Here is a 20916-nt window from a genome sequence, read left to right on the forward strand (position 1 = left end):
ATGGTGGGCTTAAATGGACTCGAACCATCGACCTCACGCTTATCAGGCGTGCGCTCTAACCAGCTGAGCTATAAGCCCTCAATATGGTGGAGAATAAGGGATTCGAACCCTTGACCCCCTGCGTGCAAGGCAGGTGCTCTCCCAACTGAGCTAATCCCCCGGGACCAAAAGATTAAATCTATTAAGATTAATCTCTGGAAATTGAACAGAAGAAAGACCCAGTGGACACAGTGTCTTACAAGTAAAACTACTGTGTCATTTTCCTTAGAAAGGAGGTGATCCAGCCGCAGGTTCTCCTACGGCTACCTTGTTACGACTTCACCCCAATCATCGACCCCACCTTCGGCCGCTGGCTCCTTACGGTTACCTCACGGACTTCGGGTGTTGCCGACTCTCATGGTGTGACGGGCGGTGTGTACAAGGCCCGGGAACGTATTCACCGCGACATGCTGATTCGCGATTACTAGCAACTCCAACTTCATGTAGGCGAGCTTCAGCCTACAATCCGAACTGGGACGAGTTTTATAGATTTGCTCCACCTCACGGTCTTGCGTCTCGTTGTACTCGCCATTGTAGCACGTGTGTAGCCCTAGACATAAGGGGCATGATGATTTGACGTCATCCCCACCTTCCTCCTGGTTAACCCAGGCAGTCTTGCTAGAGTGCTCAACTAAATGGTAGCAACTAACAATAAGGGTTGCGCTCGTTGCGGGACTTAACCCAACATCTCACGACACGAGCTGACGACAACCATGCACCACCTGTCTTCCTGTCACCTCAAAGAGGTAACTTCCCCAGTTACGGGTAATTCAGGAGATGTCAAGTCTAGGTAAGGTTCTTCGCGTTGCTTCGAATTAAACCACATGCTCCGCTGCTTGTGCGGGCCCCCGTCAATTCCTTTGAGTTTTAATCTTGCGACCGTACTCCCCAGGCGGAATACTTAATGCGTTAGCGGCGGCACAGAGGTCATGACAACCCCTACACCTAGTATTCATCGTTTACGGCGTGGACTACCAGGGTATCTAATCCTGTTTGCTCCCCACGCTTTCATGCCTCAGCGTCAGTTACAGTCCAGAAAGTCGCCTTCGCCACTGATGTTCTTCCTAATCTCTACGCATTTCACCGCTACACTAGGAATTCCACTTTCCTCTCCTGCACTCTAGACTTCCAGTTTGAAATGCAGCACCCAAGTTGAGCTCGGGTATTTCACATCTCACTTAAAAATCCGCCTACACATCCTTTACGCCCAGTAAATCCGGACAACGCTTGCCACCTACGTATTACCGCGGCTGCTGGCACGTAGTTAGCCGTGGCTTGTTCTTTAGGTACCGTCATTATCGTCCCTAATCAAAGAGCTTTACAACCCGAAGGCCTTCATCACTCACGCGGCGTTGCTGCATCAGGGTTTCCCCCATTGTGCAATATTCCCCACTGCTGCCTCCCGTAGGAGTCTGGACCGTGTCTCAGTTCCAATGTGGCCGATCACCCTCTCAGGTCGGCTACGCATCGTCGCCTTGGTGAGCCGTTACCTCACCAACTAGCTAATGCGCCGCGGGCCCATCTTATAGCGGATTGCTCCTTTGATACATCTCTCATGCGAGAATTGCATTTTATGCGGTATTAATCTTCCTTTCGGAAGGCTATCCCCCTCTATAAGGCAGGTTGCCCACGTGTTACTCACCCGTCCGCCGCTAATCCACCCCGAAGGGCTTCATCGCTCGACTTGCATGTGTTAAGCACGCCGCCAGCGTTCGTCCTGAGCCAGGATCAAACTCTCAATTTAAATTGTTTGAGTTCTAATCTTGACTTTGGTTTTTATTTTAAAACCTCAGAATTTGTCTGGTCTTGTTCTTCTGTTCAATTTTCAAAGATCAATCATTTTTTCAACTTACTTACTGTCATCCGACAGCTTATTCAGTATATCAACTTCAGAATTACTTGTCAACAACTTTTTTGATATTTTTTAAACAATTTATATTAATAACTGTTATTAGTTGACTTGTTTTTCCTATCTCTGAAGGACAAAAACTATTTTATCACATTTTGTATAACAATCACATCCATATATTATCATTAATTAAATTTATATGTCGAATTCTATGTTTTCCTCTAATTTTCTACGTTTTTTCATTATTGACACACTAGATACAGTTTATTGCGCCTAGCAAAATTTTTACTCAATATTGAAACTAAATAACATTTATATAATCCCTATATATAACTAATTTTATTCATTAAATTCCCCACTAAGAATTTATTTTTATATAAATATATATGTCTCAACAGAACTCACCATAATGTATATTGATTTTTCAATATGTCTATAAATTCTTTATGTAATTTTAATCTTAAATAAATTTTGTAGTGGTAGTGTAAGCCCTAATAGATAGTTGCTACTATAAATAATATAGTAGCAACTCAAATTTAAAAATGATATTTACTCTACAGATTGAAGTTTGTCTAAAATAACTTTTTCGATTATCTTAATTTTTTCTTCTGATTCATTAGCAGTAACAGCTTTTGAATATATATATAACTTAATCTTAGGTTCTGTTCCTGAAGGTCTTACTGCATACCATGAACCATCTTCTAAAATAAACTTAAGAACATTCGATGTTGGAATTCCTGTTTTGTTTTTCTCTCCAGTCGTAAGATCAAATATAGTATCAAATTTATGATCAACAAATTGCTTAACCTTTATTCCATTAATTTCTTTTGGATATTCTACCCTATATACTTCCATCATCCTATTTATTCTTTTACTTCCCTCTATTCCTTCAAGAACAAGAGAAATTTGCTTTTCCCTATAATAGCCAAATTCTTTATATAATCCCTCTAGTACATCTATCAAAGATTTCCCTTGTTTTTTATAATATGCTGCAGCTTCGCAAAGCATCATAGATGATATAACACCATCCTTATCCTTAACAAAGTCACCGGTAACATAACCTATACTTTCTTCATAACCAAAAATAAATTTATGTTTTTTATCTTTCTCAAGTTCATTAGCTTTTCCACAAATATTCTTGAAGCCAGTTAAAGATTCATAGCTCTTTACAGAATATTTTTCTGCTATTACAACCCCTAAATTTCCGGTTACAATTGACTTAACTATGAAACTATCTGTTGGAAGCATACCTAACTCTTGTCTCGCTTCTAATATATAATTTACTAATATAGCTCCTGTTTGGTTTCCATTGAAGGCTATATACCGTCCTTCTTGATTTCTTACCATTATTGCAAGTCTATCACAATCAGGATCTGTGGCTATTAAAAGCTCAGCTCCTAATTTTTCTCCTAGTTTTTCCGCATATTCAAAAGCTCTAGGATCCTCTGGGTTCGGAAATGGCGCCGTAGTAAAATTAGGATCTGGCAATTCTTGTTCTTTAACTACTGATATGTTGTTAAAGCCTCTCTCTTTTAAAACTCTCCTAACCAATATATTTCCAGTACCATTTAGAGGGGTATACACAACATTTATCTTCTTATCTATATCCTCTCTTAAAGCAAGACCTTTTACTTTTTCAATATATAAATCATCTATCTCTTTTCCAATGGTAGTTAAAAGACCTGCTTTTATAGCATCGTCCTCCGCCATCATTTTTATCTCCTCAAAATTTTCTATTTTAAGGATTTTTTCTGTTATGGAATCTGCACACTCTTGACCAATTTGAGCTGCATCTTCCCAATAAACCTTATATCCATTATATTCTTTTGGATTATGACTTGCTGTAACTACAATTCCAGAAATAGTTTTTAAATGCCTAACAGTAAAAGATAAAACTGGAGTAGGTCTTAAACTTTCAAATAGAAAAACCTTAATACCATTACCAGCCAAAACTAAAGCAGCTTTTTTTGCAAATTCCTTTGAAAAATACCTACAATCATATGCAATAGCAACTCCTCTTTTCATATACTCCGATCCATATTCACATATATAGTCTGCAAGACCTTGAGTTGCCCTTGAAACTATGTACAAATTCATTCTATTAGTACCAGCCCCTAGTTTTCCCCTAAGCCCTGCTGTGCCAAATTCTAAATCTCTATAAAATCTATCCTCTATTTCTTTCTCATCATTTTCAATAGAAAGTAACTCGTTTCTAATTTCCTCATCAAAAAAAGTATTTGTCACCCATTTTTTATATGTATTCTTATATTCCATGTAAAACGCTCCTTTTAATTATATTATAACTATTTTTTCTTCATATTATCGCTAATATACATTATATCTTCTATATTAATCCTTAAGTCATGCTGCTTAATTTCTCAATTTCAATATATATTCATCAGTGATTTTTCTAGATTTAATACATATATCATTTATAAAATAAATATAACTTTTTAATCAGAGCTTATATATTTGAAAAAGCTATCTCAAATTGACTTTTGAAATAGCTTTTAGTTATACATTTTTTAGTTTATATTTTTAAAAAAACAGTTGATATATCCCCAAGCAAAGGATAATTACTGAAGATATAAGAGCGGCATACTTACCAAAAACCTTTGATAAATATCCCTCACCAAAATAATATCCTATTATCAGAGTTATTATACTTAAGAAAAAAGTTATAATAGTCGTTAAAATAATATTTAATCCCGTTATACTAGCTCCAAGCCCTAATCCAATATTATTTATTGCTAATGCTATAGCTAGTGTCATAGCTTCCTTCACATCTATATATCCTGATTTATCCTTATCAGCTATATAGGGATCATCTAACAGTTCCTTGTAATTTGTATTTCCTTTATTGTCATGTTTCTTTTTTACTTCATTACCTTTGTCTTTAAAATAAAACTCACCTATAAACCATATACCGATACCTATTAAAATCAGCGCTCCAATAGTCTTGGATATATTAATTGACATAAAGTTACTTAATGCTATTCCAACACTCATGGATAAAAAAGTACCCATGGCAGAAATCAAAGCTATGATAACGTTACTCAACAAGCCAATTCTAATCTTTTTTATTCCATAAGCCACACCTACTGCAAAACAATCTAGGCTAGCAGATATAGCTAATAGAAGAGAAGATACTACTTGCACTTGTACTCCTCCTATGCAGGGTTTCAATAATAGTATATTCTCTTGTAAAACTTGTGGTTACTGTGTCGTATCATAGAAATAGAGCAGCGGACAGAAACCTACTGCCATAGTTCCTATCCACTGCTCTAAACAAATATTTGCCTTAAATTCCTTTTGCTTTAAGAGAAAGGGGCATCTTCCCTTAAAAGCATAGAAGACCTAGGTTTTATAATAAGAACTTATTCAAGTAGCATTTTGATGGTGCTATTGTTTTGAAATCTTATTATAGAAAAAATATATCACCATTCTATTAATAAATCAATAGGTGATGTATATATTTTTTATTAATTTTTTATATTTTTATACTTTTCAGTGATACTTTTAATCTTCATTAATTATTTTGTTGTCACTTTAACATTCCGCATTCCTAAATATAATTTGTAGTTCTATAAACTTAAGCTATTGAATATTGATATTTGTTCTAACTTATCTTCTTTGAAACTAGACATTGATACACCTACCAAACGTATCTTATCTTTTATATCAAGATTCTCTAAAATATTATAAGCCTCTTTAAAAATATCCTCTTCCCCAACTATATAATGATTTAAGGTTTTGCTTTTTGTATGGCTTTTAAAATCAGCCGTCTTGATCTTTATTGTAACATTTTTTGCACTAATATTCTTAGCCTTTAATGTTTTTGAAATTGACTTTGCAAACTCATATATCAGTTCTTTTAATTCCTCTATTTGTTCTACATCCTTAGCCAATGTAGTTTCTCTTCCTATAGACTTTCTTTCCCTTTCTACCACAACTTCTCTATTATCATATCCTCTAATCCTTTCATAAACTTCAATTCCCATCTTCCCCATAAGTTCTCTTAAAAGTTCCTTTGGTAAATTATAAAGCTGTTCTATATTAAAAACGCCTATATCATTAAGTCTTTTTACAGACTTATTCCCTATACCATATACTCTACTAATTTCAAGAGGAAATAAAAGTTCAGGGATCATCTCCTCCGTAATAACTTTTAACCCATTAGGTTTATTCCAATCTGAAGCTAACTTTGCTAAAAACTTATTATATGAAATACCTATGGAAAGATTTAATCCAATTTCCTTTTGCACCTTCTGCTTTATGTACTTAGCACATTCTATAGGATCTTCATTAATATAACTTAAATCTAAATATGCTTCATCTATACTTAAAGGTTCTACATAAGGTGTTAAGCTGCAAAATATCTTAAATATCTCTTTCGAGATTTCTTTATATCTCCAGTACCTAACTGGTAGAAAAATCCCATGTGGACATTTTTTCTTTGCAATATATACTGGCATTGCGCTTTTTACACCATACTTTCTTGCCTCATATGAACAAGTAGATACAACCCCTCTATCACTTATTCCTCCAACTATTATAGGCTTTCCTTTAAGTGATTTGTCATCAAGAACTTCAACAGATGCAAAAAAAGCATCCATATCTACATGCATTATTATTCTTTTTGTCATCCCATCCTCCAAAGCCACCTAAATATATAAGCTAATTCTAACATATTTATTATCTATAATCTTTATAAAAAAGCCATATAAATGCGATAACAATTCTACATTTATATGGCTCTTAACAATTATTCAACTGATATATCTATTTCCACTATTCCAGTATCTTCTATCATCAATGGTACACATATGGTTTGGTTCTTATAATTTCTTTGAGATGCTGCATGTGGCAAGGTGACAATTATATCTGGAGGTGTAATATCAATAGTTAAGCTTTTGGCAGCAAACTGCATTCCAGTATGACCACCAATCATGTTACACAACTCGGAAATAGCGCTTGTACTTATTTCATCTAAGTCATTTACCTCGAACCCCCCCATCATTGTTGAGGCTATACTCATAGCCGTATCCCTAGACATGTTTAAATAAAAGTTTCCCTTAGCATCTCCATTTATCCCAATACAGATTGATACATCATGTAGCGGTATTAATCCTTGCTTAACAAAGGGTTGTTTCTTTGTAAATTCTCGGTTAAGAACTTGCTTGAAAATTTCTGCACAAGCAGCTAAAAATGGTGATATGTATTCTACATTCATTTCCTTACCTCCTAAATAAATTGTTTTTATATCAATTTTATTATAGTTATTACATAATAAAAATATACATACCTTTGATTAAACTTATTTTTTCTAAACTCACATGAGATTAATGATTTTTATAAAACTCCAATAAACAGATTGCAGTAATAAACTTTACTAAACAATTTATATGCTTATTCTATTTGTATTTTTTATATTTGCCATTGAAACTTCTTCAACAATAGTACCACTTATAATAACTCCAATAGTATCAGCCAAACAATGCAATGAAGTTAAAGTTTCAGCTGTAATAAAAATCGTCGTTCCATATTCATAATTTATCCACTTAAAAAGTTCTAGTATATTATCGATTTCTATAATACTAAATCCTTTAAGCGGTTCATCTAAAATTACTAACTCTGGCATAGACACTAAAGATCTCGCTATTGCTAAACGTCTCTTTTCTTTCACCTCTAAGTTCTTTACAATCGTTTTAGAGATATCAATTAGATTTACAGCCTCTAAAATGTTATTTATAATTTTTATGTTCTTGTCACCAATATATTCACAATGTATTTGTAAATTTTCCATTACAGTTAAATTATTATAAAATATTGATTTATCTATCATTATACCTACTTTTTTCAATTTGCGATACTGCAAGTTGAAAATATTTTCTCCTAAAATGTATACTTCCCCCATACTTGGCTTTATTAAATTGCTAAGTAAATTTGAAATTGTAGTTTTACCAGCATTTTGAGGACCTAAAAAACCATATATTTCTCCTTTTTTAACTCGAAGATTTATATTACTAATTATTGATTTTCCGTTAATATTCTTACATAAGTTATTAGTCATTATTGCATATTCCAAATTATCACCTCCAAGTTAATATGTTTTTTTATTCTATATATCGTCGCTCCCTATATCCATACTCGTATTTATGTAATAAACATCAGCTTCAAAATTTTGATTATGTATTTCTTTCAAAGTCATAATTATAGCAACTACTGCAACAATACCTAAGAATACTAATAGTAATAACAACATATTAAATCCTAATTTAAAATATACAATACATAAAATTGCCACTAAAATAAATTCTCTTAATACTATTTGGTTAACTTCTTTTCTTTTTACTGCAAAATAACTAGGAGTTAAAGCTGTAATACAAGAACTTATTATATATACATTTACTTTCCAATTATTTTTATATTCAAATATCTTAGAAGGTATTTTACAAAAATTAGAACATTTCAATTCTAAAAATCTAAAACTCCAATAAAGAGAAAACTTAGCTACTACAATTGATAAAACTGATATTATAATTATTAGCAGTAACTTTACTAACATAACCTTTGTCTTATTCACTGGATACATGAATATTAAATATATTGTTCTATTTTTGTATTCTTCAATAATTATTCTTGAAATCAACACTGCTGTATACATTAAGAATGGGAATGAAATAAGAACATCTACTACTGAATTCTTCATAAAAACAATATAATTCTTACTTGATATATATTGAAAAATGAAAAATAAAATTAACAACATAATATTTATTAAAAATGTTTCAAATATCACATGATAGAAGTTTATTTTTTTCAATTCTAACTTCAATAGTTTAATCATATTTCACCCTTCCTCCAGAAAAGCATATATTAATAATATCCTTTTTACCATAATTTGTAAATTGTTTTAAATAAATTTCATTTACCTTTATAATTCATTCTCTTCTTTTTATCTTATAAATCATTTGTATTTATATTTATATTAGTGTATACTTTATTTATAAAATTACATATTTTGTGCTAGGGGTGCCTTTGGGCTGAGAAGAGTTTTACTCTAACCCTGTGAACCTGATGTGGCCAATACCACCGTAGGGAAGCATGTTTTAGGACTATTTTTTGTATATTAATAATCCATTATAAGGCTTAACTCTACGTTAAGCCTTTTTTAGTGCAAAATATAATTTTTATTAGGATATAGGAAGGGAGAATTTGAGGTTATGAATTATACAACTCAAATGGATGCTGCGAAACGTAATATTATTACCAAAGAAATGGAGGCAGTTGCAAAGAAAGAAAATATAGACGTAGAATTATTACGTTCTTTAGTTGCTGAAGGTAAAATTGCTATTCCTGCTAATAAAAATCATAAAAATCTAGATGCCGAAGGAGTAGGACAAGGATTAAGAACCAAAATCAATGTTAATTTAGGAATTTCTAAAGACTGTTGCGATATGGAAAAAGAACTTGAAAAGGTTAGAGTTGCAATAGACATGAAAGCTGAAGCAATTATGGACCTTTCTAACTACGGAAAAACGGAAGGCATGAGAAAAAAAATTCTTGATATCTGTCCTGCAATGCTTGGTACAGTTCCAATTTATGACGCTGTGGGTTTCTACGATAAAGAGCTTAAAGATATAACAGTAGATGAATTCTTTAAAGTTGTAGAAAAACATGGCGAGGATGGAGTAGACTTTATTACTATCCATGCAGGCTTAAATAGAGAAGCTGTAGAACTACTTAAGCGTAATAGAAGACTTACTCATATCGTTTCAAGAGGTGGCTCTTTATTATTCGCGTGGATGGAGTTAAATAATAAAGAGAATCCATTTTTTGAGCATTTTGACAGGCTATTAGAAATCTGTGAAAAATATGATATGACAATCTCATTGGGAGATGCCTGCAGACCTGGTTCTATAAATGATGCAACGGATCCTTGCCAAATCAAAGAATTAATTACTCTTGGTGAACTTACTAAACGAGCTTGGGAAAGAAATGTACAAGTTATCATTGAAGGTCCTGGCCATATGGCTCTTGATGAAATTCAAGCAAATATGCTTTTAGAAAAAAAATTATGCCATGGAGCTCCTTTCTATGTATTAGGACCTTTAGTTACTGACATAGCTCCCGGCTATGACCATATCACTTCAGCGATAGGGGGAGCTATAGCTGCAACTTATGGAGCAGATTTCCTATGCTATGTTACCCCAGCTGAGCATTTAAAACTTCCAGATCTTGATGATATGAGAGAAGGAATAATCGCTTCAAAGATTGCGGCTCATGCAGCTGATATTGCAAAAGGAGTTAAAGGTGCTAGAGATTGGGATAACGCTATGAGCAAAGCTAGAGCTGACCTTGATTGGGAAACTATGTTCAATCTTGCCCTAGACCCTGTTAAACCAAGAAAATACAGAGAAGCATCAACACCTGAACATAGTGATAGCTGTACAATGTGCGGTAAAATGTGTTCTATGAGGACAATGAAAAAAGTTCTAAACGGAGAAGATTTAAATATACTACGTGATTAACTCCTCATAACATAAAATTTAAGCAGCTAAAGTTTCTTAACTTTAGCTGCTTTTAACATTCTTGAACTTATTTATATTACCACGGGCAATTTGTCCATTATAGCCATAAATATAGGTATGGAGATCATAGAAACAATAGTTGTTACTGTTATCATAACTGCAGCATATTCATAATCTGCATTATATGCCTTAGAAATAATTGATATATTTATCATTCCTGGCATAGCTGCTTGTATGATAAAAACTTCTTTCATAAGCATAGGTCCTTTTATAAATAATCCTAATATTATTACTATAAGTGGTGAAATAACACTCCTACCGATATTTAAGAATATCATTTCCTTATCTATCCTAATTGTTTTTAAATCAACAGCAGCCATAGTTGCTCCTATAAAAAGCATCGACAAAGGCGTTGTTAAATTTCCCAAATACTTACATGTATCCAGAATAAAAAATGGAATTTTAAGATTTATAATAACAAATATGATTCCTATAATAAATCCTAGCATTGGCGGAGAAAAGCATTTTTTTAATGATGCTATACTAAATAATTTCGTATCTTCAGCATCACCATCTTTACTTATTGAATAAACTCCTAATGTCCAAAAGAACGTAGTATTTGCAATATAGTACAAGAATACATATGGTATACTCTGCTCTCCAAATAAAGCTAAATTTACAGGTAGTCCAATAAAAATCGTGTTTGATACAAAGAATAAAGTTACAAAAGTCCCAAATCTTTTTTTGGGTACCTTTATTGCCTTAGCTATAACCACTGCAACTATATAACAAATTCCTATTGATACAAATGGTATTAATAACCCACCTGACATTTCAAAAAGCTTTTCTCTCGTGAAATTTGTTACTATGTTTTGCAGCATATATGCTGGAAGTGAAATATTTACTACAAGCTTTGATAAAAGTTTTTTAGATTCTTCATTAAACCATTTTTTCCTATCTAATATGTAGCCGACAGAAATCATCAAAAGTATAGTCATTATACTTTGGATTGATTGAATTATTACCATGTTTTCTCTCCTTAAATAATAGTTTATCTGGGAAATTCCCTTTCTTAAGCTTATATAAATATTAAAATTACCAAGTTTCGTTAATTACTTTAATATTTTATCCTTTACTAATCCTATTACTTTTTCACTGATTTGTAAACCTTGAGGCTCTAAATTAACCCGTTGTGCTAGTTAAATACGCTGGCAATACTTACAAATAGAAAAACTCCAGCATATTTGCTAACCTATCATTAAAAAACACCACTAATCTAATGATAGGAGGCTAACCTATATGCCAGAGTTTAATAAAGATTCTACCATAACAATAAATGACTTAAAAGATTTTATTGTTGTCACTTATGTTATAATTGATGACTTTTACCAAAAAGTAACTCCAACATTTATTAAAAATCGTCGTAACATCGCTAAATCAGTAATGACTGATAGCGAAATAATTACGATTTCTTTAGTAGGTGAACTCTTAACCATTGACTCTGAAAAAGCATGGTTTGGATTTTGCTCTAAAAACCTACGAGACTTATTTCCCAACTTTTGTAGTAGGCCGAGGTTTCATAGAGTTAGAAAGTCATTATTTCGAGTCATTGATGAAATTCGTAAAGAGTTAACGAAATTTCTTAACTATCAATATGACCGAATGAGAATTGCAGATAGTATGCCAATTCCTGTGTGTAAGTTTGGGAGAGCTCATTTCCATAAAGCTTTTAAGCCGGAGGCTGCCTACGGGCGATGCGCTTCGAAAAAAGAAACATATTATGGATTCAAATTACATGCTTTAGTAGCCCTCGATGGCTATATCACAGATTTTACTGTAACAGCAGCAAATATTGATGACAGAGATGTCGTCTGGGAACTCACAGCTAATTCAGAGATTGATATACTAATAGGTGATAAAGGATATATAGGTCAAAAAGTTGCTTCGCAATTAAAAGAAACAAGGTACATTCGTCTTTTAACAATAAATCGTAACAATAGTAAAACTAAACTTTTAAAACCTTTTAGGCAGTTGATATTCAAGGCTCGTCGTAGAGTAGAAACTACTTTTTCTCAGCTCTCCGAGCAATTAAATATGCAGAGGGTTCTTACAAAATCAACTTGGGGATTTGCCACAAGAATATCAAATAAAATATTAGCTCATAATCTTTGCTATTTTATAAATAAATTTTTTAATATAGGTATAGAAATATCAAAGATTAAAGAATTAGTATTCGGATAATAATTTCCAAAAACAGTATATGAGACAATAGGATAGGACTGCCTAAAATCATGGTATAAATATCCTTTTAATGAAAACTTATCTGCTAGCACAACAGGTTAAATTATGAAGATTCTATCATAAATATACCTAACCTTTATATTTTATTCTTTAATTAAAAAGGTTAGGTAAAATCGCCAAAACATCTTTTATATTAATCCACTATCTAATGCATTATTGTAAAACAGTTTATAATTTTCCATTAAAGCACAATAGAGGAGTACTGCCACATTCTATAGCAATACTCCTCTATTTTATTTTTTTCAGCTTAAACAGTCATTTGCTTCTTTAATATCAAATAGCCAACTTAATTAATTCTTACCGCATTTGCTATTTTGGTTGTATTAGTACTGTATATGGTTTAGATCTGTCAAATAAATATCATCAAATGTAAGTTTATACGGAAAAGTAGCCGCTTGACAATCACCTGCAAGATCAAATACGAATTCAGCTGACCTAGTTGTTGCATTGTTCATTTGAAAAATTTGATCAATTGTTGTTGGAACACCAGCGTTTAATTGTATCTTTTGATATGTGTTATAATTCCAATATTCATTAAAACTTCCACCTTGATCAGCTATTTTTGGATAGATATAGCAATCCTTATCAGCAGTTACTGTAAATCTAACTCTGTATTTATGACCTTGGTCTAAAACTATACCTCTGTGACGCAATTGAATATCCCATCTTCCATCTTCACCATTTTTAAGTATTGTCACATAGCATTTTCCATCCTTAACTTCAATACTAGCTTCTGCTGGAGAAATTTTTGTAAGTTGCCATGGTGTTGCAACATTATAATCAAATGTGTTATTTCTGATTAATTCCCCTAAATTGATCCTTGTGAATGCACTAACAGATTCAGTAGCCACAACAGAAGTAACAACTGTTGGAACACTTAGTAATGTTACGAACGCTGTTGCGTAAGCCATTATTTTTTTCTTGTTCATTTATACTCCCCCTTTAAATAAACCTATAATTGTTGATATATCAACTGCTTTTTCTGCGCTATTTACATTCCATGTAAATATTTCTAATTTGTAAAAATAAACACTCTTATGTAAAATAAACACTTCGCTATAGTTATTCGTTCTCATTTTTAAATTTCGGTGCATTTTTAAACTTATTCATAAATTGTTATAAAAGTTAATCTTATATACTTAAATGTAAACAGCATAAATTCTAACAAAAAATTCTTAAAGCACCTTTGATATCCTAATATATCATTTTTATATAGTATAGAACTTCTATACAAAAACAAAGAAACATCTCCATATTTTATAGAGATGCTTCTTTGTTTTTAAACTTATGCAAGCAGTTGTTTCTTTAATAGTAATAAATCAATAGCATTAATGATACCATCACCGTTGATATCACCATTAATTGCAACGATTGGTATGTCATTGTTTAGAATATATTTCTTTAGCAAAGCTAAATCTATAGCATTAATTTTTGCATCATTATTAATGTCACCTTTTATTGATTCTGGTAACGAATTTAAATTCACATATGAAGAAACCCAAGCCAGTGATGCATTGTAGCTATTTGATAAGTCGTTTGTTGACCAAGACTCTATGTTATCCATGAAGCACTTAGCTGCTGGTCTACTTCCAGGTGTCCAGCCTGAAGCTTTAACCCATGAATCTTGTAAACCTGAATTAGGACCACTGGCCATACAGCCTGCTGGTGCCTTAGGAAATGTATTGTCATATTGGTATGCCCAAAAAACGTTATGTGGATTTTCAACTGGATTTGATCCATATCCTGTAACATAGGATTGTACCATTGGATTACGCCCTAATATATAATCCATTGCACTAACTACACCATTTAAATAATTTCTATTTTTTGTAAAGTCATAAGCATAACCCATGACTATAGCTTCGTTAGTTACATAAGAATTTGATGCATATGGATAACCTTCTATTGGTTTTGTTACATATCCGTTCTGATCCACTACTTGTCCTACAATTCCTTGATCCATTGGAGTACCATAACCTTCTTTTTGTGTATTAGCCACAAAAACATCAGCTGCTGCTGCAATATTAGCTCTTGCAGTAGTCTTTGATGCAACATCTAACTTATCCCCAATAGCAAGAGAAATAGTTCCCAGCCCAGTAACATCCCCCGAGTCGAAACAACCTGATACTCCGTTGGCTTCTCCACCTACTATTTTAGTTGGTATTTTTAAGAATTTATCTTGACAATTATTCTTAAGGTAGTCAAGGTACTGTTGCTTTCCAGTTGTTTCATAAAGCTCAGCTGCTGCCCAATAAAATTCATCTGCTATATTGGTATCACCATAAGTTCCAGAAAAACTACTTTGAAGTGGTGCATATATTGCTGGATTCTTAATGGCTGCAGCCCATGCAGTTTCAGCAGAAACCAAACACTGGTTAGCAAATGTAGAATCATATTTTGCCCATAAGCGAGAAGATTGTGCAGCTGTAGCAGCAAGGTCTAGTGTCGCTGCTGTACTTGGCGGCTCTAAGTAGCGTTTCATTTGGTCCTGATCTGGCCGAGTTGCAAGTGGTATCCACCTCTCATCTTTCGCCCTATGATGAACCATACCAGAGTAAGTTTTACCAGCTGGTATTTGCATCTTCATCATCATTTCCATTTGGAAACGTACTTCATCAAGGATATCTGGATATCCATTACCACTTTCAGGAATATTCATTGTATTATCAGCAAATGGTATAACACTAACCTTATTTGCTTTTAAAGCTCTTTCATATTGATTCATAATTGTCCAAGCAGAGATACTACCATTAATAACAGACTTATTATATCTAGTATCATCATACCATCCACCTGTAACCTCTAAACTATAATTTTCTTTATACCAAGGACTTGGATCAGTTGAACTTGCATCAGTTGCTATCACATCTAATGTATGTCCTGCTACACGAGTTAAATCAGTGCGTTCAGCATAAGGCATCGTTATAGGAATTCCACTTCTATTTAAGTAGAAATATTTCATAGCATCCTTTTGCAATTTATTATACAATTCTTTGCCTATAGCAAAAGGTAAACTTGAAGCTGAATTACAAATTAATGAATCAATATTTGATTGGTCAACTGATAATGTATAGTCTGAGCCTTCGGTTGTATAATTAGAGAAATCTATAATATGCACATTATCACCTGAAGCAGCATCAGCTCCCAAAACTTTTGTTTCACCAGTAGCCACTTGAACACCAGCACTGTTTTTTAGATACCAAGTTATTGGACTAGTTGCTTTAGTAACGACAGTAGCTTTCTTTTGAAGATTTGTAAAATATCCAACTTGATTAACTCTTACCGCATTTGTTGGCTCTTCTGGTGGTGGCGGTGGTGGTATACGATTTGGGTCTGTTAAATAAATATCATCGAATGTGAATGTATAAGGAAAAGTAGCCGCTTTACAGTCACCTGCAAGATGAAATGCAAATTCAGCTGTTTTAGCTGTTGGATCCTTCATTTCAAAAGTTTGATCAACAGTTGTTGGAACACCAGCTTTCAATTGTATCCTTTGATATGAGTTATAGTTCCAGTATTCTCTATATGGTTCACCTTGGTCACCTATTTTGGGATATATGTAACAATCTTTGTCAGCAGTTACTGTGAATCTAACTCTATACTTATGCCCTTGTTCTAAAACTATACCTCTGTGACGTAATTGAACATCCCATCTTCCCTCTACTCCATCATTAAGGACTGTTACAGAGCATTTCCCATCTTTTGCTACCATTTTAGCTATTGCTGGATAATTCTGAACAAGGGTCCATGGTGTCGCATTATTGTTATCGAATGTATTGTTTGCTATTATTTCTCTGTAATCAAAATTCGTTGCTGCACTAACAGATTTGCTAGTCACAACAGAAGTAGCAACTGTCGGAATACTTAGTACTGTTACTATTGCAGTTGCGTATGCTGTTATTTTTTTTCTATTCATTTATACTCCCCCTTTAAATGCACTTATGATTATTTATATATTAATCATCCTTCTCTGTATATTTTACATTTTATTAATTAAATGTTATTATGTAAAAATAAACACTTTTATGTAAAATAAACACTCCACTATAGTTATTCGTTTTCATTTTTAAATTTAGGTGCCTATTTTAAATTTGTTTATAAATTATTTATAATTTTTGAATATATTTACTTACACGTATTTTTAGTTAACTATATTCTAAGACTATACAACAAAAACACTGCCGTATTTCTACAGCAGCGTCTTTTTTATTACTAAGCTAATAGTTTTTTCTTTAATAATGCAAAATCAATTACATTTACTACTTTATCGCCATTCATATCTGTCCAATCATTGTTGTATGTACCAACGGCTATGTATACACGATTAGTTTCAACAGGGTCAGCTGCCATACTTTCACAACCAAGAAGGTTCCAATCCTGAAAATCTACCCAGTCAGTTAATGGTGTCCAAGTTTTTGTTCTCTTTTTTACCAAATAAACTACCTTGGTGTTGTATGATACTTCTTATCTCCAGTAGGTTTATATTTATAAACCCTTTCAAACCCAATATAAAAGAGTTTAAAAATATGCAAAAAACTATACAGATATACCCTAAAGATTACAGCTACTTCATTCTTATATGGGTAAAATCAATATAGATATAAAACTTATATTTGTACTGAGAATTAGCATTAACTTTTTGAAATAGATTTAAAAAGTTGCAAAAAATATTATTTACTCCTACAAGTGTTATAAAGACTTTCCATAACACTCGTAGGAAATATACCATAAAAAAACTTATTAAATAATTTTACCTAACAATATCAGTATGTTGAGCTCCAAAATTAGTGAAATTGCTACCAATAAAGTTTCCACAACTACCATCATTCCATGCCCAAGTCATATATCCTGAATATCCATTAGCCATAATAGCATCCATAACAACTTTATGATCAACTTTCAAAGAAGAACTTAAAGTATCTGACATCATTTCACCTATAATTACTGGCTTATCAAGCTTTAAAGATGACGCTGGTGTTGTCATTGGATTAAACCATGGTGTTGCCCAATCATACCAATGGAAATCATAGAAATCTAATCCTAAACCTGTCCAAAGACTAAATTGTGCTCCACTCCACTTCATACTTGCACTACCTACACTTACAGGTTGTTTTGCATACTGATGAATTAAAGCTGTTGTTGATTGAACATAATTTCTTATATCAGAAAGAGCATATATATCATATCCACTGGCTTTTGGTTCACCATTGTCCTCTTTTTTGATGATCCATTCTGGTTCATTTATACAATCCCAACCCATAACAGCTTCATGATTTCCAAGTGCAGTAACAATTGGTTTAACAGCATTATCAAAGAAACTTTGTCTTACAGCTTCATTTGTGAATATATCTGAATGATGATCTGTTCCATCTTGTCTTGCAGCATCAAAACTAGTTAATGTCCAATAAATTTTAATGTTTTTTGTAAGTGCGTAATCACAAACCGCCTTCATATGGTTTACCCAATTATTTGGAAGACCAGTACATAAGCTTCCTTTTCCAGTACCTGACCAAGTTGGACCAAATGCAAGATCAGGGAATACCCACCATCTAAGAGACTTAACTCCTTTTAAATTCATAGCATCCATATCGCTCTTCATCTTAGCAAAGTTTGTATCCCAATTGCTATCAGAAAACTCATAGCACCAATTGTTCCAACCGTAGTTTACACCTACAGGGAATAATTTATAACCATCCATCCATGTTATTCCAGGTCCTGTAGTAGTTCTATTGTCAACTACACCTTTATCTCCTGGAAACTTAGTTATACTTCCTAATATGTACTGTTTGTACAAAGCTAAATCTATAGCGTTTACTTTGCCGTTTGCATCGACATCTGCCGCCTTCAATTCAGCATCTGAAAAAGTTTTTGTTCCTAATATGTATTGTTTTACAATCGCCATGTCTATGGAATTTACTTTTCCATCAACATTGACATCACCTAAAGTTGTTGCTGCACTGGCACTAAAAGGAATAATAGTAGCTGTTACTAACGCAGCAGTTAAAATTGATAAAATTCTCCTTTTCATTTCTTTACCCTCCACATTTTCATAAATTATTTATTTTAACACTAAATTAAAAGTGTTAAACTCTCCATCCTTATTCGTATCCACTTAATAAATATCAATTCCTTATTTTACAAAATAAGTTTACTATTCAATATATAAACACGTAATAATAAAAGTCTCTCCTCATAAATAGCTAACTTCCTCATCAGAATAACTATCCGCAGACTATAGTGTCCAAACTAAATCTTTATAAAAATTCTTTAAAAGTATTTCTTATTTTAATAAACTTACAGTTTAAAAGCATTCCTCTATAATTCTTATAATATTGAACCCTCGGATAGTTATTTCTAAAGCCTACAACATATGAACTATTCCTAAGCTTTTCTCAATTTCTAGTTCAATATCGCTATTAATACGATGGTAGTTTCTCTGCTATTGATAAGCTTTTTAGAACTCTATTCTAAGTCTCCAATTGCTTTAGTTAATTCTAAAGCAATTGGAAAACTATTGTTAGTTATAGAAATTAGACATTGGAGTCTCTCTTTATATACACCTTATTTTTATCTTCTTAATAAAATTTTAATAATAAATTTAACCAAGAAGTAACTTTTTAAGAAGTGCTAAATCTATTGCATTTACCTTGCCATCCTTATTCATATCAGAAACAGTTAAGTCTCCAGTAATACCATTTAAAAGGTTCTTTTTAAGAATAGCTAAGTCTATGGCATTTACTTTACCATCTTTATTTACATCACCTAGCGCATATGTTATTGGATCTATTATTATTGGTGCAGGATCCAAATACTTTGTAATACCTGCCATTGCACCTACAAAACCAGCACTATAATCTATAGCAACTTCTGTTTGTTGATAATTATTTATATCATCTTTGTATTGATCATTTCCGTCAGGTCCACCAACTAACGCTCCAGTAAGAATATGCTTTTCTGGCATAGTTTTCATTTCACCTGGTTCAAGTCTTCCGCTAGCTCCTCTATGATGTGGGAACTTAGGATAGTTATTTCCAAATCCAACTACATAAGAACTGCTTCTTGGATTATCTCCTAATATGTAATCTATTTGACGTGTTGCAAAGTCTAAATATTTTTGTTCCTTAGTTCTGTTGTACTGTATTAAAGCTAACATGGCTTGAGTTGATGAGTATCTTAACGAACCCCAATCTGTAGCAAACTTTAATCCACCAGCAGTAGTTTTTATATTATTCATCCAATAATTTAAATTGTTTTCAACTGAAGCTTTATAGTTTGCTTTTCCTGTAACCTCTGCCATCTTATAAATTACTCCAGTCCATACATTATCCCAACAATGTGTCCAATATGATGTATAAACTTTGTCACCATCAGCATTTATTTGACTAAGGAATGAATTTGCATCAGTCATATAGCTATTATCGTTTGTTGCTTGATATAGCCAAACAGCACCCCAAGCCAAATCATCATAATAGCTTGTAGATACATAATAGCTTTGGCCGTGACTTAATCCTTTATAATTTTTACCTAATGAATATAGATTCTTTGCAGCTGTTAAACATTTGTTTGCATAGGTAGCATCTACATCCTTATAATTTAAATACATTATTGCAAGTGCTGCAGCAGTATTACCACATACATCTGAAGCTGGATCTGATGGAGTTGCTTTAAATTTTGTAGGTCTTGCTGTTGGTTGAATTTCTGGTGGTCCCCAGTAAGCATGGTCTAAATCTCCATCTCCCACTTGATAATAGAATGTATTATTATCTGGGTAACACTTTAAGAAATAATCTGTAAAATGTTTTAAAATTTTAAGCATATATGCATCTTGTCCATTTGACTTATAAGCATCCTTAAACGCAAAATACCCCCAACCAAGAGTTGAAGCGGCATAAGCTTGTGGTAATCCAAACTTTACATGATCTCCTGCGTCAAAAAAACCTCCTGAAAGGTCAAGTCCAACATCGGCACCATCCTTTAAAAAGGCATCTCCTCTCCAATCAAATCTATTATTTTCTACCTTTCCGCTCCAATTAGCTTCATAGAACATAATTGATTTCCCAAAAGCATCAGAATAGTCAAATTTAGGTGCTGCGGCAGCTTCAGTTGCTGGTAATATTATTCCTGCTGATAAACACAACGACGTTGCCGTTGCTATAATCTTTTTCATAAAAAATCCCCCTATTTATATATTTC

General features: G+C 32.9%; 14 protein-coding genes, 2 tRNA genes, 1 rRNA gene and 1 riboswitch. Of the genes, 2 read left to right on the forward strand and 15 right to left on the reverse strand.

Annotated features, from left to right (window positions below; all coding sequences use genetic code 11):
• Nucleotide 1 precedes the first annotated feature (1 nt).
• The 9 genes from CLOCEL_RS14065 to CLOCEL_RS14105 all read right to left on the reverse strand — a co-directional run bounded on the left by CLOCEL_RS14065 (nt 2) and on the right by CLOCEL_RS14105 (nt 8738).
• Nucleotides 2-78, reverse strand: a tRNA-Ile gene (locus CLOCEL_RS14065).
• Between the two features lie 6 nt (nt 79-84).
• Nucleotides 85-160, reverse strand: a tRNA-Ala gene (locus CLOCEL_RS14070).
• A 108-nt stretch (nt 161-268) separates the two neighbouring features.
• Nucleotides 269-1783, reverse strand: a 16S ribosomal RNA gene (locus tag CLOCEL_RS14075).
• 654 nt (nt 1784-2437) lie between these two features.
• Nucleotides 2438-4162, reverse strand: coding sequence for a phospho-sugar mutase (locus tag CLOCEL_RS14080; protein WP_010074601.1), 1725 nt, complete (start codon nt 4160-4162; stop codon nt 2438-2440).
• Between the two features lie 264 nt (nt 4163-4426).
• Complete coding sequence (gene ytaF, locus CLOCEL_RS14085) at nt 4427-5047, reverse strand: sporulation membrane protein YtaF (protein ID WP_010074602.1); 621 nt, start codon at nt 5045-5047, stop codon at nt 4427-4429.
• Between the two features lie 425 nt (nt 5048-5472).
• Nucleotides 5473-6534 carry a DNA polymerase IV gene (locus CLOCEL_RS14090; protein ID WP_010074603.1) on the reverse strand — a complete coding sequence of 354 codons (1062 nt, stop codon included), beginning with the start codon at nt 6532-6534 and terminating at the stop codon, nt 5473-5475.
• Between the two features lie 119 nt (nt 6535-6653).
• Nucleotides 6654-7121: a chemotaxis protein CheX gene (locus CLOCEL_RS14095; protein ID WP_010074604.1), complete on the reverse strand. Its 468-nt coding sequence runs from the start codon at nt 7119-7121 to the stop codon at nt 6654-6656.
• 168 nt (nt 7122-7289) lie between these two features.
• The gene (locus CLOCEL_RS14100; protein ID WP_010074605.1) at nt 7290-7976 is read right to left on the reverse strand and encodes an ATP-binding cassette domain-containing protein; all 687 of its coding nucleotides are present in this window, start codon (nt 7974-7976) and stop codon (nt 7290-7292) included.
• Nucleotides 7977-8009: 33 nt separating this feature from the next.
• Complete coding sequence (locus tag CLOCEL_RS14105) at nt 8010-8738, reverse strand: ABC transporter permease (protein ID WP_010074606.1); 729 nt, start codon at nt 8736-8738, stop codon at nt 8010-8012.
• Nucleotides 8739-8909: 171 nt separating this feature from the next.
• Nucleotides 8910-9009, forward strand: a riboswitch (TPP riboswitch).
• A 105-nt stretch (nt 9010-9114) separates the two neighbouring features.
• Between CLOCEL_RS14105 and thiC the strand changes: the two genes are divergently transcribed.
• Entirely contained in the window at nt 9115-10422 is a 1308-nt protein-coding gene (gene thiC / locus CLOCEL_RS14110) for a phosphomethylpyrimidine synthase ThiC (RefSeq protein WP_010074607.1), read from the forward strand.
• 71 nt (nt 10423-10493) lie between these two features.
• Here the strand turns inward: thiC and CLOCEL_RS14115 are convergent, their stop codons facing one another.
• Nucleotides 10494-11450 carry an AEC family transporter gene (locus tag CLOCEL_RS14115; protein WP_010074608.1) on the reverse strand — a complete coding sequence of 319 codons (957 nt, stop codon included), beginning with the start codon at nt 11448-11450 and terminating at the stop codon, nt 10494-10496.
• Between the two features lie 271 nt (nt 11451-11721).
• Between CLOCEL_RS14115 and CLOCEL_RS14120 the strand changes: the two genes are divergently transcribed.
• Complete coding sequence (locus CLOCEL_RS14120) at nt 11722-12663, forward strand: IS982 family transposase (RefSeq protein WP_010077629.1); 942 nt, start codon at nt 11722-11724, stop codon at nt 12661-12663.
• Nucleotides 12664-13046: 383 nt separating this feature from the next.
• Here CLOCEL_RS14120 and CLOCEL_RS14125 read toward each other — a convergent pair whose 3' ends face one another.
• The 5 genes from CLOCEL_RS14125 to CLOCEL_RS14145 all read right to left on the reverse strand — a co-directional run bounded on the left by CLOCEL_RS14125 (nt 13047) and on the right by CLOCEL_RS14145 (nt 20890).
• Nucleotides 13047-13652 (reverse strand): carbohydrate binding domain-containing protein, encoded by a 606-nt coding sequence (locus CLOCEL_RS14125; protein WP_010074609.1) that lies wholly within the window; start codon nt 13650-13652, stop codon nt 13047-13049.
• 356 nt (nt 13653-14008) lie between these two features.
• On the reverse strand, nt 14009-16639 hold the full coding sequence (locus CLOCEL_RS14130) for a glycoside hydrolase family 9 protein (protein WP_010074610.1): 2631 nt from the start codon (nt 16637-16639) through the stop codon (nt 14009-14011).
• 296 nt (nt 16640-16935) lie between these two features.
• Nucleotides 16936-17157 carry a dockerin type I domain-containing protein gene (locus CLOCEL_RS22615; RefSeq protein WP_010074611.1) on the reverse strand — a complete coding sequence of 74 codons (222 nt, stop codon included), beginning with the start codon at nt 17155-17157 and terminating at the stop codon, nt 16936-16938.
• Between the two features lie 316 nt (nt 17158-17473).
• Entirely contained in the window at nt 17474-18751 is a 1278-nt protein-coding gene (locus tag CLOCEL_RS14140; protein WP_010074612.1) for a dockerin type I domain-containing protein, read from the reverse strand.
• Nucleotides 18752-19321: 570 nt separating this feature from the next.
• Nucleotides 19322-20890: a glycoside hydrolase family 9 protein gene (locus CLOCEL_RS14145; RefSeq protein WP_010074613.1), complete on the reverse strand. Its 1569-nt coding sequence runs from the start codon at nt 20888-20890 to the stop codon at nt 19322-19324.
• Nucleotides 20891-20916 lie beyond the last annotated feature (26 nt).

Origin of the sequence: Clostridium cellulovorans 743B (assembly GCF_000145275.1) — a bacterium.
Lineage (GTDB): Bacteria > Bacillota > Clostridia > Clostridiales > Clostridiaceae > Clostridium_K > Clostridium_K cellulovorans.

Bases quoted from the DNA above. Each gene is read 5' to 3' on its own strand.
- CLOCEL_RS14090 (WP_010074603.1), bottom strand. From the start codon at position 6,534: ATGACAAAAAGAATAATAATGCATGTAGATATGGATGCTTTTTTTGCA.
- CLOCEL_RS14115 (WP_010074608.1), bottom strand. From the start codon at position 11,450: ATGGTAATAATTCAATCAATCCAAAGTATAATGACTATACTTTTGATG.
- CLOCEL_RS14125 (WP_010074609.1), bottom strand. From the start codon at position 13,652: ATGAACAAGAAAAAAATAATGGCTTACGCAACAGCGTTCGTAACATTA.
- CLOCEL_RS14095 (WP_010074604.1), bottom strand. From the start codon at position 7,121: ATGAATGTAGAATACATATCACCATTTTTAGCTGCTTGTGCAGAAATT.
- CLOCEL_RS14145 (WP_010074613.1), bottom strand. From the start codon at position 20,890: ATGAAAAAGATTATAGCAACGGCAACGTCGTTGTGTTTATCAGCAGGA.
- CLOCEL_RS14080 (WP_010074601.1), bottom strand. From the start codon at position 4,162: ATGGAATATAAGAATACATATAAAAAATGGGTGACAAATACTTTTTTT.
- CLOCEL_RS14120 (WP_010077629.1), top strand. From the start codon at position 11,722: ATGCCAGAGTTTAATAAAGATTCTACCATAACAATAAATGACTTAAAA.
- CLOCEL_RS14105 (WP_010074606.1), bottom strand. From the start codon at position 8,738: ATGATTAAACTATTGAAGTTAGAATTGAAAAAAATAAACTTCTATCAT.
- CLOCEL_RS14130 (WP_010074610.1), bottom strand. From the start codon at position 16,639: ATGAATAGAAAAAAAATAACAGCATACGCAACTGCAATAGTAACAGTA.
- CLOCEL_RS14140 (WP_010074612.1), bottom strand. From the start codon at position 18,751: ATGAAAAGGAGAATTTTATCAATTTTAACTGCTGCGTTAGTAACAGCT.
- thiC (WP_010074607.1), top strand. From the start codon at position 9,115: ATGAATTATACAACTCAAATGGATGCTGCGAAACGTAATATTATTACC.